This window comes from Bacillus bingmayongensis (assembly GCF_000299035.1).
GTDB classification, from domain to species: Bacteria; Bacillota; Bacilli; order Bacillales; family Bacillaceae_G; genus Bacillus_A; species Bacillus_A bingmayongensis.
Genome location: NZ_AKCS01000048.1, coordinates 1 through 14,931 on the forward strand (window position 1 = coordinate 1; position 14,931 = coordinate 14,931).

Annotated in this window: 16 protein-coding genes, 1 tRNA gene, 1 rRNA gene, 1 other RNA gene and 1 other annotated feature; of the genes, 4 read left to right on the plus strand and 15 right to left on the minus strand. The window is 37.0% G+C overall.

The window, feature by feature from the left end; genetic code table 11:
* Positions 1 to 163: 163 nt before the first annotated feature.
* The 7 genes from Y7E_RS0106390 to tadA all read right to left on the minus strand — a co-directional run bounded on the left by Y7E_RS0106390 (position 164) and on the right by tadA (position 4,404).
* Positions 164 to 433, minus strand: coding sequence for a pro-sigmaK processing inhibitor BofA family protein (locus Y7E_RS0106390; protein ID WP_017150459.1), 270 nt, complete (start codon positions 431 to 433; stop codon positions 164 to 166).
* 106 nt (positions 434 to 539) lie between these two features.
* The gene (locus Y7E_RS0106395; RefSeq protein ID WP_017150460.1) at positions 540 to 761 is read right to left on the minus strand and encodes a YaaL family protein; all 222 of its coding nucleotides are present in this window, start codon (positions 759 to 761) and stop codon (positions 540 to 542) included.
* 14 nt (positions 762 to 775) lie between these two features.
* Positions 776 to 1,372: a recombination protein RecR gene (gene recR / locus Y7E_RS0106400; RefSeq protein ID WP_017150461.1), complete on the minus strand. Its 597-nt coding sequence runs from the start codon at positions 1,370 to 1,372 to the stop codon at positions 776 to 778.
* A 17-nt stretch (positions 1,373 to 1,389) separates the two neighbouring features.
* Complete coding sequence (locus Y7E_RS0106405; RefSeq protein WP_170958198.1) at positions 1,390 to 1,716, minus strand: YbaB/EbfC family nucleoid-associated protein; 327 nt, start codon at positions 1,714 to 1,716, stop codon at positions 1,390 to 1,392.
* A 25-nt stretch (positions 1,717 to 1,741) separates the two neighbouring features.
* On the minus strand, positions 1,742 to 3,430 hold the full coding sequence (dnaX, locus tag Y7E_RS0106410) for a DNA polymerase III subunit gamma/tau (RefSeq protein WP_017150463.1): 1,689 nt from the start codon (positions 3,428 to 3,430) through the stop codon (positions 1,742 to 1,744).
* A gap of 133 nt (positions 3,431 to 3,563) precedes the next feature.
* An RNA gene (gene ffs / locus Y7E_RS30880) (signal recognition particle sRNA large type) lies at positions 3,564 to 3,828 on the minus strand.
* 78 nt (positions 3,829 to 3,906) lie between these two features.
* The gene (gene tadA, locus Y7E_RS0106415) at positions 3,907 to 4,404 is read right to left on the minus strand and encodes a tRNA adenosine(34) deaminase TadA (protein WP_017150464.1); all 498 of its coding nucleotides are present in this window, start codon (positions 4,402 to 4,404) and stop codon (positions 3,907 to 3,909) included.
* Positions 4,405 to 4,734: 330 nt separating this feature from the next.
* Between tadA and Y7E_RS0106420 the strand changes: the two genes are divergently transcribed.
* The 3 genes from Y7E_RS0106420 to Y7E_RS0106430 all read left to right on the plus strand — a co-directional run bounded on the left by Y7E_RS0106420 (position 4,735) and on the right by Y7E_RS0106430 (position 6,702).
* Positions 4,735 to 5,274 (plus strand): cysteine hydrolase family protein, encoded by a 540-nt coding sequence (locus Y7E_RS0106420; RefSeq protein WP_017150465.1) that lies wholly within the window; start codon positions 4,735 to 4,737, stop codon positions 5,272 to 5,274.
* 121 nt (positions 5,275 to 5,395) lie between these two features.
* Complete coding sequence (locus Y7E_RS0106425; protein WP_017150466.1) at positions 5,396 to 6,031, plus strand: deoxynucleoside kinase; 636 nt, start codon at positions 5,396 to 5,398, stop codon at positions 6,029 to 6,031.
* A gap of 2 nt (positions 6,032 to 6,033) precedes the next feature.
* Entirely contained in the window at positions 6,034 to 6,702 is a 669-nt protein-coding gene (locus Y7E_RS0106430) for a deoxynucleoside kinase (protein ID WP_017150467.1), read from the plus strand.
* A 35-nt stretch (positions 6,703 to 6,737) separates the two neighbouring features.
* On the opposite strand, the gene Y7E_RS0106435 is transcribed toward Y7E_RS0106430, so the two are convergent.
* The 7 genes from Y7E_RS0106435 to guaB form a co-directional block, all read right to left on the minus strand.
* Positions 6,738 to 7,133, minus strand: a complete 396-nt coding sequence (locus Y7E_RS0106435) for a sigma factor-like helix-turn-helix DNA-binding protein (RefSeq protein WP_017150468.1) — start codon at positions 7,131 to 7,133, stop codon at positions 6,738 to 6,740.
* Between the two features lie 166 nt (positions 7,134 to 7,299).
* Positions 7,300 to 7,392, minus strand: a tRNA-Ser gene (locus Y7E_RS0106440).
* A gap of 155 nt (positions 7,393 to 7,547) precedes the next feature.
* The gene (gene serS, locus Y7E_RS0106445; RefSeq protein ID WP_017150469.1) at positions 7,548 to 8,822 is read right to left on the minus strand and encodes a serine--tRNA ligase; all 1,275 of its coding nucleotides are present in this window, start codon (positions 8,820 to 8,822) and stop codon (positions 7,548 to 7,550) included.
* A gap of 51 nt (positions 8,823 to 8,873) precedes the next feature.
* Positions 8,874 to 9,095: a binding site (T-box leader), on the minus strand.
* A gap of 54 nt (positions 9,096 to 9,149) precedes the next feature.
* Positions 9,150 to 9,740, minus strand: a complete 591-nt coding sequence (gene pdxT, locus Y7E_RS0106450; RefSeq protein ID WP_017150470.1) for a pyridoxal 5'-phosphate synthase glutaminase subunit PdxT — start codon at positions 9,738 to 9,740, stop codon at positions 9,150 to 9,152.
* Between the two features lie 17 nt (positions 9,741 to 9,757).
* Positions 9,758 to 10,645 (minus strand): pyridoxal 5'-phosphate synthase lyase subunit PdxS, encoded by an 888-nt coding sequence (gene pdxS / locus Y7E_RS0106455; protein WP_017150471.1) that lies wholly within the window; start codon positions 10,643 to 10,645, stop codon positions 9,758 to 9,760.
* Positions 10,646 to 10,805: 160 nt separating this feature from the next.
* The gene (locus Y7E_RS0106460; RefSeq protein WP_017150472.1) at positions 10,806 to 12,125 is read right to left on the minus strand and encodes a serine hydrolase; all 1,320 of its coding nucleotides are present in this window, start codon (positions 12,123 to 12,125) and stop codon (positions 10,806 to 10,808) included.
* 104 nt (positions 12,126 to 12,229) lie between these two features.
* On the minus strand, positions 12,230 to 13,693 hold the full coding sequence (gene guaB, locus Y7E_RS0106465; protein ID WP_017150473.1) for an IMP dehydrogenase: 1,464 nt from the start codon (positions 13,691 to 13,693) through the stop codon (positions 12,230 to 12,232).
* 115 nt (positions 13,694 to 13,808) lie between these two features.
* On the opposite strand from guaB, the gene Y7E_RS0106470 reads away from it, so the two are divergent.
* Positions 13,809 to 14,804: a YaaC family protein gene (locus Y7E_RS0106470; protein ID WP_017150474.1), complete on the plus strand. Its 996-nt coding sequence runs from the start codon at positions 13,809 to 13,811 to the stop codon at positions 14,802 to 14,804.
* 41 nt (positions 14,805 to 14,845) lie between these two features.
* On the opposite strand, the gene rrf is transcribed toward Y7E_RS0106470, so the two are convergent.
* Positions 14,846 to 14,931, minus strand: a 5S ribosomal RNA gene (gene rrf / locus Y7E_RS30750); the annotation flags it as partial.

Genomic DNA, 14,931 nt, shown 5'->3' on the forward strand with positions numbered 1-14,931 from the left:
GTTCAACATCGCGTTTCAGCGACTTTTATAATATAACATCTTTCAATCACTTCGTCAACTTCTTTTTTTCTTTCGTTGTTGACGACGCTTATTAATTTATCACATTAACAATTAATAAGTCAACACTATTTTTCTTTTTTAAAAATAAATGCCAAAATGATTTTCATCCTGGCATTATATATAATTTAATGATAACCAAAGCACAAATACCTGGTATTCCTAAAATGCTAGAAATAGAAGCTGTACCGATATTAATTGGAATATGAAAACCAAAATATGTTCCAAGCACATTAACGGCAAATAAAAATACTACACCTATCATTACTTTAACAAACAGCTTCCCTATAAATTGCACCGGTTTCATTGAAACCCCAAAGATCAGCAAAATAAATACCAAAGTAAGGATTCCGCCAATAATCAATGTAGAATTCATTTTCCTCCTCCTTATATAACTTATACACTCTATATGTATGGGACAAGGAAACAAAAAATACCGTTCAATAATATAAAAAAGACCCTGGTTTCAAAACCAGGGTCTTTTACCATTGTTCCATTTTTACTGGACGCCTTTTTGCTTCTTTTAGTAAAAAAAAGTATTTTGCTTCTGCTAATTTCAAAGAACACAGTACATCCTGAGATGGTTCAACACTTTGTTCTACCATCCTTTTTTGACGCAACCACTCATTCTTCACTTTTTCTAATAAAGCAATTAACTTATCATCATATTCTTTTCGCAACTTTCCCTTTTTTTGAAAAAACATTTTGATTTCTCCTCTTAGACTTCTCTACGGCCTTCTAAAGCCTTCGATAATGTTACTTCATCGGCATATTCTAAATCTCCACCAACAGGGAGACCATGTGCAATACGAGTCACTTTAATACCTGTCGGTTTTAAGAGGCGGGAAATATACATTGCTGTAGCTTCCCCTTCAATATTTGGGTTTGTTGCTAAAATAACTTCTTGTACAGTTTCATCTTGTAACCTTTTTAACAATTGCGGAATATTAATGTCCTCTGGACCAATTCCCTCCATTGGTGAGATTGCACCACGAAGCACATGATAGACACCTTGATATTCTTTCATTTTTTCCATTGCGATTACATCTTTCGCTTCTTGTACAACACAAACAACCGATTGGTCGCGATGTGAATCATCGCAAATATAACAAGGGTCGCGATCCGTAATATGTCCACAAACAGAACAGTATGTTAAATTTCGCTTTGCATTTACAAGTGATTTAGCAAAGTCTAGTACGTCATCTTCTTTCATATCTAGTACGAAGAACGCCAATCTAACAGCCGTTTTCGGACCGATACCTGGCAACTTCATGAAGCTATCTATAAGCTTTGATATTGGTTCTGGATAATGCATGTGTCAATATCCTCCTACTAGAACATTCCACCTGGTAAGTTTAAGCCTTTTGTGAATTGCCCCATTGTAGAGTTTGAAAGTTCCTCAGCTTGCTTAAGCGCATCATTTGTTGCAGCTAATACAAGATCTTGTAACATTTCGATATCTTCTGGATCTACAACTTCTTCTTTAATTTTCACTTCAAGTATTTGCTTATGACCATTTACAACAACAGTAACCATTCCGCCACCAGCTGTACCTTCGACTGTTTTTTCACCAAGTTCCTCTTGTGCTTTCGCCATTTGCTTTTGCATTTTTTGCATTTGTTTCATCATGTTATTCATATTTCCCATTCCGCCACGCATCATAATAAATTCCTCCTAATTGTTATTATTCTTTTACTTCAATAAGTTGTTGCCCTACTAATTTTACCGCTTCTTCTATGAGTGGATCTACTTTTTGTTCTGCAGATTCTTCTGAAGTTCCACCTTCACGTTGTAAAAATTCTTCGCGTATTTTCCCCCACTCACTCTTCGGAATTGCAATCATATTAAACCTTTTGCCGAGCAATTCAAAAAGAACTTGTTCTACGGTATCCATCGCGTCACGATTTTCACTTGCCATTTTACAATGTATCTCATATTGGAAAGCTAAAACATAAGAATCTGCAGAAGCTGCGACTGGTTCACTATTCTCTAATAATACAGCAAATGCTACTTTATTATAGGATTTAAGTCTCCCTAACAGCTCACCCCACACGCCTTTTAGTTGCTCTAAATCTTGACGTTTCGCTTGCTTTAATATTTCATGTACACGTCCAACAGGGATTTTCATACTTCCTGTCCGCACCGGTTTTGGTGCTGTACGCGTCTCTCTTACTTCCTGCCCTACACCAGCTGGCACACCATTCTTCTTCACATGTTCTAATTCTTTTTCTAATTGTTGCATTCTGTTCATAATTGCTTGCAAACGGTCTGTCCCATTCGCCTGCACCATAAATTGTTGACAAAGTTGCACCATAACAACTTCTAGGAAAATTCGCGGATGATTTGTCCACTTCATCTCCTGTTGCCCCTTACTGAGCGTATGAATAATTTCATAAATTATCTCAGGTTGCATTGCTTCACATAGCATACGGAACTGATCATCTACAATTACCCGTTCTAACATATGTTCTAATTGTGGTGAAGTTTGATATAAGAGCATATCACGATAATAGTAAATGAAATCCTCCATAAAACGAACTGAATCTTTCCCTTTACTCATCATATCATCAATAATACGCAATGCTCTTGATACATCATTCTCACGTATACACTCTACAAGGTTACCTAAATATTGTTGAGAAACAGAGCCTGTTACAGCTAAGACATCCTCAGTCGTAACGATTTCATCACTATAAGAAATAGCTTGATCGATCAGACTGAGCGCATCACGCATACCACCTTCAGCAGCACGCGCAACAATTTGCAACGCCTCATCCTCTACCTTTGTACCTTCATTTGTAACAACTGTTGCTAACCTCTCTACGATATCATGTACTGATATTTTTCGAAATTCAAAGCGTTGACAGCGCGAAATGATTGTAGGTGGAATTTTGTGTGGCTCTGTTGTTGCCAAAATAAAGATAACATGTTGTGGCGGCTCTTCTAATGTCTTTAAAAGCGCATTAAAAGCTCCCATCGAAAGCATGTGGACCTCATCAATAATGTATACTTTATATCCCACTGCACTTGGGGCATACTTTACTTTATCTCTTATATCTCGAATTTCATCTACACCGTTATTTGAAGCCGCATCAATTTCTAATACATCCGAAATAGACCCTTGTGTAATGCCTAAACACGCAGGACATTCATTACAAGGTTCAGCTACTGGAGCATGCTCACAGTTAATTGCCTTTGCAAATACTTTTGCAATTGTCGTTTTACCTGTTCCTCTCGGGCCAGAAAACAAATAAGCATGCGAAGCTTTCTCTTGAAGAAGGGCATTTTGCAACGTTTTTGTTACGTGCTTTTGACCGACTACATCTTCAAACTTTTGCGGTCTCCATGTTCGGTATAACGCTTGGTATGACACGAAAATACGGCCTCCCTCAAAGGTTATTATCTTGTATATTATAACCCATTCTGTTTATAGATTCCAAAAGTTATTTTCTATACAAAAAACCCACCTTTTTATATAAGGTGAGTTTTGTATACATATATAACTGCCGTGCACCTTCTGTCGATTACGTACCATAAGCGTTACTTAAGCAGTTAGCTCGGTTCAGGCACTCCTGCGGCACACGAGAAGACCCGCTTATTGCTGCTTCCTTCCGGACCTGACAAGGTTCACGGGGTCCCGTTGCGCAGGACCCAAACGTCAACACCACTTACTTAAGGCAAGCCTTACAGCAACATAACCTCGAGAAGGGATTCGGCCTCGCTAGAGCGGATTGCGAGTACAGGGCACCGCTACCTCCCCGCTTAGCACGGCAAAGTTAAAACCAATATTCGGTTGCCTTAACGAAGACATTATTAGTATAACTTGTTTCTTCCTAAAATGCAAACCTGTTAACGAGCAATATTCTCATCCAATTTTTTCTTTTTCTCTTTTCTCTTTTTACGCAGTTCCTTAAAAAAGTTTGTTAACAACGTCCCACATTCTTCTTCCATCACACCACGCACCACTTCACATTGGTGATTAAAACGCTCGTCTGTTAAAAGGTTCATTAAAGTACCTGCACATCCACCCTTTGGATCGCTTGCACCATATACAACACGTTTTACACGTGATAAAACAATTCCACCTGCGCACATTGGACATGGTTCTAATGTAACGTATAACGTTGCATTTTCTAAACGCCACGTACCTAACTTTTTACAAGCTTCATCTATAGCTAATAACTCTGCATGAGCAATTGATCTTTGCTCTGCCTCCCTTAAATTATGAGCAACACTGATTACCTCTCCATCTAGTACAATAACAGCTCCAATCGGAACTTCTTGTATTTCTTCAGCTTTCTTCGCTTCTTCTATTGCAAGCTGCATAAAATAAATATCTTGTTCCATAATACAGTCCTCTCATTACGAATAAAGTATTATAACCATTTACTACTATATCAATCCATTTTGATTTTTGTACATATAATCTCCTGCTACGCAGAACAAGAAGTGACCTTCATTCATTTTATCCTTTTGTTTTCACTTGGCATGGGACAGGAAAAGGATTTGACCACTTCTACGCACGATCGGATTCTCTCCTGCCCAAAAAGAAAGGTTTTATGTCGGTCTTTCAATTTATATTAATATACATACTATCCAATTACACTTCTCCTTACAGATGCGGGATAACTTCCGCACATTCAATCCAACCTAAAGAAAAAGGAAGGGTGATTACATATGAAAAATACCGCATTGCTCATTATTGACATGATTAATGATTTCCAATTCTCGCATGGACCCATCCTTGCTCAAAAATGTCAAATGATTATAGAGCCCATTTTACACTTAAAACGAACAATGAAAATGAATGGTTATCCTGTTATTTATATTAATGATCATTATCAACTATGGAGAGCTGATATTAACCAACTTATTACTCATTGTACAAATAAGTATAGCAAAAACATTATACAATCAATCGCTCCCAGCACAGATGATTATGTGTTTATTAAACCACATTATTCGGCATTTTATGAAACTCCTTTAAATTCTTTATTAGGGTATTTAAAAATTGAAAAACTTATCATAACAGGGATTGCTGGAAACATATGCATCCTCTTTACAGCCAATGATGCTCATATGAGAAACTATACATTATATGTGCCTCAAGATTGCACTGCTTCTAACTCTGACCAAGATAATAAACACGCTTTAAAAATAATGGAAACTACATTGAAGGCGAATATTACTCCCTCTCCTCAATTAAAATTTGAATAGTATGCATCGATTTTTCAACTTTTTACGACAAATTAGTCCGCTCGCTTCCCTCTTATGCTACAATTATTCTGTTTTGTGCTTTTTATTTACAGGAAATTATGAATTGAAAGGAGGAAACAGCGTGACCGGAGTACCATTTATTACGGTTGAAGGACCAATCGGTGTTGGAAAAACTTCACTAGCGAAGGAAATTTCAACTCACATGCAACTCCACTTATTAAAAGAGATTGTCGATGAAAATCCTTTCTTGGGGAAGTTTTATGAAAACATTGAGGAATGGAGTTTTCAAACAGAAATGTTCTTTCTTTGTAATCGCTATAAGCAATTGGAAGACATTAATATAAAATATTTGAATCAAAGTAAGCCAGTGGTAGCAGATTATCATATATTTAAAAATTTAATTTTTGCATCTCGCACATTAAAAGACGCTCAATATGACAAGTACATGCAAATTTATCGTATTCTTACGCAAGATATGCCTGTACCAAATGTCATTGTATATTTAACAGCAAGTCTAGAGACATTACAAAAGCGAATCGAGATGCGCGGACGTGAATTTGAAAAAAACATGGATCCAAATTACTTACTACAGCTCACCAAAGATTACGAAACAGCAATGGATACTTTTAAAAAGGATCATCCTGATATTCCAGTGTTAAAATTTAATGGAGATAACATGGATTTCGTGAAAAACAGTGAAGACTTGAATGTGATTTTATCCACTCTCCAAAATACACTCTTAAAGGGGACGAAATAGCAATGAATTTAAGGCAAAAGTATGATATACCAAATGATGCAGTAATTACAATTGCCGGTACAGTTGGCGTTGGTAAATCAACTATGACAACTACACTCGCCAACGCTTTAGGTTACCGTACATCATTTGAAAAAGTGGATTCAAATCCATATTTAGATAAGTTTTATGCTGATTTTACGCGCTGGAGCTTTCACTTACAAGTTTATTTTTTAGCAGAAAGATTTAAAGAACAAAAAAGAATTTTCGAATATGGCGGTGGCTTTATCCAGGATCGCTCTATCTATGAAGATACTGGAATTTTTGCGAAAATGCATCACGAAAAAGGAACAATGACAGAAACAGATTATGAAACATACAAAGGATTGTTCGATGCAATGGTTATGACACCTTACTTCCCGCATCCAGACTTATTAATCTATTTAGAAGGTTCTTTTGATGATATTGTCAGTCGTATTCAAGAACGTGGTCGCCCGATGGAACAACAAACTCCAGTTGAGTATTGGAAAGAAATGCACGGTCGTTATGAAAATTGGATTAATAACTTTAATTCATGTCCTGTCCTACGCTTAAATATTAATGAATACGATATTTTAAAAGATGAAAACTCGATCGAGCCAATCATTAAGAAAATTGGACATTTTTTAAATCAAACACGTAAACTTGTAAAATAAAAAACCCGTGCATATGCACGGGTTTTCCTATTAACTTACTTTTTCTTTTTCGTTGGAGCAATAATTTCGCTCTCTGATTTTCCAGCATTAATACGCTGACGAACTGTACTTGTACTAATATCATATGCCTCAGCAATTTCTTTAACGGTCATTTCTTTCCCATTAATAATTGCTGTTAATACTTTACCAGTACGTTTTGGAGCTGTTTCTTTTTTCACAGCCTTTTTCTCAACTTTTTTAGATGCTTCTACTTTTTTTACTTCTTTTTTCACATTACAAGTACAACCGCAAAGTTTACGAAATGTATCATCGCTTATAATACGTGATACGTTTGCACCACTATTTAAAATTCTATTGTTCTTACAGACTGGACATTGTACGTAGTATAGAGTTTTTCCATCTAAAGGAAATGTTTGTATAATAAGATCCATGTTGACTCCTTTCATATCTATGAAGATAATCATCGGAATATGAGTGTTTCATAAGGCAGTATCTGCCTTACATCATACTTTCTGATTGGTTTTAAAATAAAAACTCGTTACGTGTTGGTAACGAGTTCTCCAATCTCCACTTATATGCGCTGTTGTCAATTATATCTGGAGGAGGTAGAGGGATTCGAACCCCCGCGCGACTCTCGCCGCCTGTCGGTTTTCAAGACCGATCCCTTCAGCCAGACTTGGGTATACCTCCATATTGACATCAAATATAATAACAAAAGAAAAACAGTTAGTCAACCCTACTATTATAAATTACGAGGAAAGGAAAATATTACTTTTCCTTTCCTTCCATGTTGCTACTGGCAACACCTGGAATTACCAATCACTCATACCGATGAAAGTTTTAATTTATTTAATAACTGTTTTTCCTCCCATATAAGGGCGAAGAACTTCTGGAATTATAATTGTACCATCTTCTTGTTGGTAGTTTTCTAAAATCGCTGCAACTGTACGTCCAATTGCAAGTCCAGATCCATTTATTGTATGAACATGTTCTGGTTTTGCATTTGGCTCACGACGGAAGCGGATATTTGCACGTCTTGCTTGGAATGCTTCGAAGTTACTACAAGAAGAAATTTCACGATACGTGCCATAGCTTGGAATCCATACTTCAATATCGTATTTCTTCGCTGCTGTAAATCCTAAATCTCCTGTACACATGCTCATAACACGATATGGTAGACCTAATAATTGTAACACGCGTTCTGCATCATTTGTTAACTTTTCTAATTCTTCATAAGAATCTTCTGGTTTTACAAATTTCACAAGCTCTACTTTGTTAAATTGATGCTGACGAATTAAACCACGTGTATCACGACCAGCTGAACCGGCTTCAGAACGGAAGCATGCACTAAATGCTGCATAACGGATTGGCAATTGGTCTCCACTTAAGATCTCATCACGGTGCATATTTGTTACAGGTACTTCAGCTGTAGGAATCAAGAAATAGTCTTCACTCTCAATACGGAACGCATCTTCTTCAAATTTTGGAAGCTGCCCTGTTCCTGTCATGCTTGCACGGTTTACCATATATGGAGGCAACACTTCTTCATATCCATGTTCTTCTGTATGAAGGTCAAGCATAAAACTAATTAAAGCGCGTTCTAACTTTGCACCTGCACCTTTAGAAAATACAAAGCGGCTTCCCGTTACTTTAGCAGCACGCTCGAAATCTAAAATTCCTAAGTCAGTTGCAAGATCCCAGTGAGGTTTTGGTTCGAAATTAAATTCTTGGATTTCTCCCCAAATACGAGCCACTACGTTATCATCTTCTGTGTCACCAATTGGTGCAGATTCATGAGGAATATTTGGGATAGAAAGCATTAATCGTTCTAAATCTTCTTCAACTACACGAAGTTCATCATCAAGTTTTTTTACTTTTTCCCCTACTTCACGCATCTCTAAAATTAATGCCTCTGCATCTTTCTTTTCACGCTTTAATACAGAGATTTGTTGAGATACTTCATTACGTTTACTTTTTAACTCTTCTGTTTGAACAAGTAATTCTCTTCTTCTTGTATCCAGTTCTTCGAAACGACCGAAATCAGTTAAATCTTCGCCTCTATGTTGCAATTTTGCTTTTACTTCTTCAAAATTCGCACGTAAAAATTTAATATCAAGCATTATATATTCCTCCTTTTATTTTATAAAACACAAAAAACTCCCGTCCCTGTAAAAAGGGACGGGAGTTAACCCGCGTTGCCACCCTAGTTGAAAGCAATACTGCTTTCCTCTCAAGTAGAAATAACGACTCTTCACCGGAAATGTTTACTAATCATAAAGATATTCCACATTTCATTCCAGGATGGATTCACAAACTGTTTCTATCGGTTTCCACCAGCCACCGACTCTCTATAAGGAACACCATTTGTTACTACTTCCTATCAACACGTTTATTTTATAAAATTGTTACCATCAATTTACTATAATCTTACACAAGTTGCAAGTTACTTATACAACTTTTTTCATTTTCGCCTCTTTTACCATCTGTACAAAATATGCTGTAACACGATGATCATCCGTTAACTCTGGATGGAAAGAAGCAGCTAAAAATGCTCCTTGTCTTACTGCTACCATTCGATCATTGTGCATAGAAAGAACTTCTACGTTATCTCCTACACTCACAACGTACGGCGCACGAATAAATACACCAATAAAGTCCTCTCCAACACCTTTTATTGAAAGTGCAGCTTCGAAGCTATCCTTTTGGCGTCCAAACGCATTACGTTCAACTGTAATATCCATAGCACCAATATGAGACTCTTCATAACCAACAAGATCGTTTGCAAGTAAAATCATACCTGCACACGTACCGAACATTGGTTTACCAGATTTCGCAAATTCACGAAGTGGTTCCATAAAATCGTACTTATCAATAAGACGGCGCATTGTTGTACTTTCACCGCCTGGTAAAATAAGACCATCAATTTCTTCAAGTTGTTCTACACGTTTTACAACTATAGCTTCTGCACTACTCGCTTCAACTGCCTTTACATGCTCGCGAACAGCTCCTTGAAGACCTAATATACCGACTTTAACCATCTCAAAATCTCCTTTAATTACCAACCGCGTTCTTGCATGCGTTGTTCTGGTAATAATGTTGAAATTTCGACACCTTTCATTGCAGTACCTAATCCTTTAGAAAGGCTTGCAATTAACTCATAATCTTCGTAATGTGTCGTTGCTTCAACAATTGCACGTGCAAATTTTTCTGGGTTTTCTGATTTGAAGATACCAGACCCTACGAACACACCATCTGCACCAAGTTGCATCATTAACGCTGCATCTGCTGGCGTTGCTACACCACCTGCTGCAAAGTTTACAACTGGTAAGCGGCCAAGACGTTTGATTTCAAGTAATACTTCATAAGGAGCACCAGTATTTTTTGCATATGTCATTAATTCGTCTTCACGTAGACTCGCAACTTGACGGATTTCTGCGTTTACTTGACGCATATGACGCACTGCTTCTACAATGTTTCCTGTTCCAGGCTCGCCTTTTGTACGAAGCATAGATGCACCTTCTGCAATACGACGCGCTGCTTCTCCAATATCACGGCATCCACATACAAACGGAACAGTGTAATCACGTTTATTTAAATGATATACTTCATCAGCTGGAGTTAATACTTCACTCTCATCAATGTAGTCTACCCCTAATGATTCCAGTACACGTGCTTCCACAAGGTGACCAATACGGCATTTTGCCATAACTGGAATTGATACAGCACCCATAACTTCTTCAACAATTGTTGGATCTGCCATACGTGCAACGCCACCTGCTGCACGAATATCTGCAGGAACGCGTTCTAGTGCCATAACAGCAACTGCGCCCGCTTCTTCTGCAATTTTTGCTTGCTCAGCGTTAACTACGTCCATGATAACGCCGCCTTTTTGCATTTCTGCCATTCCACGTTTTACACGTTCTGTTCCTGTTACATTTGTCATGTACAAAAACCCCCCTAGGTGAATTGCTTTTCCCCGTTAAAGGCGAAAATTAAGAATACTCTTACATTCTACCACTAACTATTAGAGGCTTGTCCACTACTTTTTCATAAAGTCGGTATGAAAAATAGGAATAAAAAAAAGCTCCTACAATGAGGAGCTCTTAAAACCAACCTTTTACTGTGTCAACAGCACTGTTCCAAATGTCACTAAAGAAAGAACCGATGCCACGCATAGAGCGTACAAACCAGTTAGCCTTTTCTACTTCTGCTTTTGTCACAAGGTCTACTTGTAATGATTTACCTGATAAAAATCCAGGATCATTAGCATCTTTAGGCGATACAACCATTTGTCCTAGTGTTGTTCCTTTTTTAATTGGTGCTTCTTTTTCTTTACCTGTATCTTTAAATTCTGTTTTATATACATCTTTACTTCCTTTTGGCATTGGAAGTGTAATAGCTTGTTTTGTTTGTACTGCAACATCTTTATCTTTTGCATTTTCTACTCGTACAGTTTCATGTCCTTTTACTGCAGAGCCTTTCGCATATGCTTTTTTCACTTCAAAGTTTGTAAAGCCATAATCAAATAGTTTCTTTGTTTCATCAAAACGTGCTGTATGAGAATTTGTTTTGATAACAACAGAAATTAAACGCATTCCATTTCTTTCCGCTGTTCCTGTGAAACAATCACCAGCTTCTGGAGTAGATCCTGTTTTTAAACCATCTACACCTTCATATTCCTTAACTAACCCTTTTAACATCCAATTCCAATTGGCCATTTCAATCGGATATTTCCCGCCTTCTTGGAATGTCTTTTTTGAAATTTTAGCCGTATCTAATACTTTTGGAAAATCTTGAATCAGATGTTGCGCTAGAATTACACAATCATGAGCAGACATTTTATTTTCATCATCTGGTGATGTCCCTTCAGGATGCTGTCCTTTTAAATCATGATTTGTTAAGCCAGTAGAGTTTACGAATTTATAATTTTTCAATCCGAACTCTTTCGCCTTATCATTCATCATTTTTACAAAGTCTACTTCTTTCCCTGCAACTGCTTCAGCTAAAGCAATTGTTGCACCATTTGCAGAGTAAATTGCCATTGCTTCATATAGCTCTTTAACCGTATAAGAGCCACCATTTTCTAATGGAACGTTTGATAATGAGCGATCTTGTGAAATCTTATGTGCATACTCAGAAACTTTAACCTTTTGGTCCCACTTAAGTTTCCCTTTATCCACTGCTTCATGAACTAAGTATTCACTCATCATTTTTGTCATACTAGCAATCGCTAATAATTCATCTGCATTTTTTTGATATAAAATTTTTCCAGAATCTGCTTCTACTAAAATTGCTGCTCCTGCTTCTACATCTAAAGCAGGGCCTGTTTCTGCCGATGCACTGCCATATGTAACGAACATGCTGCAAAATAGTGTAAGCACTGTTACCATTGCAATGAATCGCTTGCAAAACATACCTTTCACTTTTGTTACCCCCAATATCTTTGTACTCACATAACCGTTATTCTAACATAATCAAAAAAAAATAGACAGAGATATCAAATCTCCATCTATTTACATATAAGACATTATAAAGAGTAATTTGGTGCCTCTTTTGTAATTTGTACATGATGTGGATGACTTTCACGTAAACCAGCACCTGACATACGGATGAATTGTGCATTCTCACGTAAAAATTCTAAATCCTGCGCTCCGCAATATCCCATACCGGAACGTAATCCACCAACCAATTGATGAACTGTATCAGCTAAAGGTCCTTTATATGGTACACGGCCTTCGATGCCTTCTGGAACAAGTTTTTTATTACCTTCTTGGAAGTAACGGTCTTTACTTCCTTTTTCCATCGCTCCAACAGAACCCATACCACGATATACTTTAAATTGGCGACCTTGGTAAATTTCAGTTTCTCCTGGGCTTTCAGCTACACCAGCAAACATACTACCAAGCATAACAACATGTGCTCCTGCTGCTAAAGCTTTTACCATATCTCCAGAGTATTTAATACCACCATCAGCAATGACTGGGATACCGTGCTTACGAGCTTCTGTCGCGCAATCATATACCGCTGTTAATTGTGGTACACCAACGCCAGCTACAACGCGTGTTGTACAAATAGAACCCGGTCCAATACCAACTTTGATAACATTTGCACCAGCTTCAATTAATGCGCGTGTTGCCTCAGCTGTGGCAACGTTACCTGCAATAATATTTAATGTTGGGTACTTCGCACGAATTTCTTTTACTTTGTCAGCTACATTTTTGTGATGCCCGTGAGCTGTATCAAGTACAATTACGTCCACGTTTGCTTTTACTAATGCATCGATACGGAGCATCGCATCAGCAGTTACACCAACTGCTGCTCCAACTAATAAACGACCTTGTTTATCTTTTGCAGAGTTTGGAAATTCAATTACTTTTTCAATATCTTTGATTGTGATAAGACCTTGTAATACACCGTTGTTATCAACAAGAGGGAGCTTTTCAATTTTGTATTTCTGTAGGATCTTTTCAGCTTCTTCTAGTGTTGTACCAACTGGAGCTGTAATTAATTGTTCCTTTGTCATTACATCAGAAATTTTGATAGAGTAATCTTGGATAAAACGCATATCACGGTTTGTAATAATACCAACTAATTTTTGCTCATCTAAATTATTTACAATTGGTACACCTGAGATGCGATATTTTCCCATAAGATGTTCTGCATCATATACTTGATGTTCTGGAGTTAAGAAGAAAGGATCTGAGATAACGCCGCTTTCAGAGCGTTTTACTTTATCAACCTGCTCAGCTTGTTGCTCGATAGACATATTCTTATGAATAATCCCTAAACCGCCCTGACGAGCCATTGCAATAGCCATATCAGCTTCTGTTACTGTATCCATCCCTGCGCTAATTAAAGGAATGTTTAACTGTAGACTTTCAGATAGAACCGTTTTAACACTTACTTCTCTTGGTAATACATCTGACTTCGCTGGTACAAGTAACACATCATCGAATGTCAAACCTTCTTTAACAAATTTAGATTCCCACATAATTGTTCCCCCCATGATACCAGAAATTATTATTAGTAGCTTAACAATTGGTTAAAATACTGTCAAGAAAGTATATATATGTTAGAATTTTTAGATAATAAAAGGAGCGTAATATATGCATCAAATACCTTATACTTGGCAGCAATTAAGTTTCTTTTTTTCATCCCAACATGTACAGCGTTATCTTGCCCGCTGTTATGAAAAATTACCTATTGAAAATGCCGAAAAAAAAAGCTTTGAAAATTGTTATCCTTTTATTTATTACTTAGAGCATGGAAAAAGCTATTATGAATTATGTAAAACTGCCCCTTTCTCCATCCAACCTATGTTGTTATTTTATGGGATGAGTCAGCTTTTAAAAGCATGCTTATTAACTGTTGATCCAAACTACCCAGAATCAACAACAGTCTTAGCTCATGGGGTAACAACGCGTAAACGAAAAAAACAGGGATATCAGTTTTTAGAAGATGAGGTTAAAGTACAAAAGAATGGATTATTCACCCATGTTGCGGAACAGATGTTTCACATGAAACACTTGGAGGCTGAAAAATTTATTATGCTAGAACTAATGGGAAAAATCCCCGAATTAAAAACCTTATTTCAGCATAGTCAAAAAGAGAAAATGTTATATAAAGTCAATACGGTAGATGAACATCATATTTCCTTTCCTTCTGGCATACTTGATCGCTTACATATGACGCAAGAACGTTTTTCTCGTTACATAGAAGCATCCTGTAAACATCTCTTTATACAATATACACCAAGTGAAGCCATTGAATCTGATCTGTTATTTTCCGCTTCCACTAAAACATGGAACCCTTTATACAGTACACCTTTTTTTTATGATTGCAATATTAACACTTATTATTTGCCAATAACTAAAAATGCAAGAAATTGTAAATCATTCTTACCAGAACCACTCATACATTATTTATTGCTCTACAATTTAAGCATGATTTCTCGCTATGAGACTGACTGGTGGTACGACTTATTAGGAAGCTACGCCTCTGAAGATTATCCATTTATTTATCAATTTTTAGGGGTCTCTGCAAAAAAAATCCCTTACTATGTCCTACTATTTTTATTAGGTGAACAATCCCCTATTTCTTAGGAAATAAAAAAAGCACGAGTCAATTGACTCGTGCTTTAATTGCTTGGCGACGTCCTACTCTCACAGGGACAAGGTCCCAACTACCATTGGCGCTAGAGAGCTTAACTTCCGTGTTCGGTATGGGAAC

Coding starts and splice junctions, on each gene's coding strand:
- guaB (WP_017150473.1), bottom strand. CDS start 13,693: ATGTGGGAATCTAAATTTGTTAAAGAAGGTTTGACATTCGATGATGTG.
- Y7E_RS0106470 (WP_017150474.1), top strand. CDS start 13,809: ATGCATCAAATACCTTATACTTGGCAGCAATTAAGTTTCTTTTTTTCA.
- Y7E_RS0106395 (WP_017150460.1), bottom strand. CDS start 761: ATGTTTTTTCAAAAAAAGGGAAAGTTGCGAAAAGAATATGATGATAAG.
- pdxS (WP_017150471.1), bottom strand. CDS start 10,645: ATGACAAATGTAACAGGAACAGAACGTGTAAAACGTGGAATGGCAGAA.
- tadA (WP_017150464.1), bottom strand. CDS start 4,404: ATGGAACAAGATATTTATTTTATGCAGCTTGCAATAGAAGAAGCGAAG.
- Y7E_RS0106435 (WP_017150468.1), bottom strand. CDS start 7,133: ATGGATCTTATTATACAAACATTTCCTTTAGATGGAAAAACTCTATAC.
- serS (WP_017150469.1), bottom strand. CDS start 8,822: ATGCTTGATATTAAATTTTTACGTGCGAATTTTGAAGAAGTAAAAGCA.
- Y7E_RS0106390 (WP_017150459.1), bottom strand. CDS start 433: ATGAATTCTACATTGATTATTGGCGGAATCCTTACTTTGGTATTTATT.
- recR (WP_017150461.1), bottom strand. CDS start 1,372: ATGCATTATCCAGAACCAATATCAAAGCTTATAGATAGCTTCATGAAG.
- Y7E_RS0106405 (WP_170958198.1), bottom strand. CDS start 1,716: ATGCGTGGCGGAATGGGAAATATGAATAACATGATGAAACAAATGCAA.
- Y7E_RS0106420 (WP_017150465.1), top strand. CDS start 4,735: ATGAAAAATACCGCATTGCTCATTATTGACATGATTAATGATTTCCAA.
- Y7E_RS0106430 (WP_017150467.1), top strand. CDS start 6,034: ATGAATTTAAGGCAAAAGTATGATATACCAAATGATGCAGTAATTACA.
- pdxT (WP_017150470.1), bottom strand. CDS start 9,740: ATGGTTAAAGTCGGTATATTAGGTCTTCAAGGAGCTGTTCGCGAGCAT.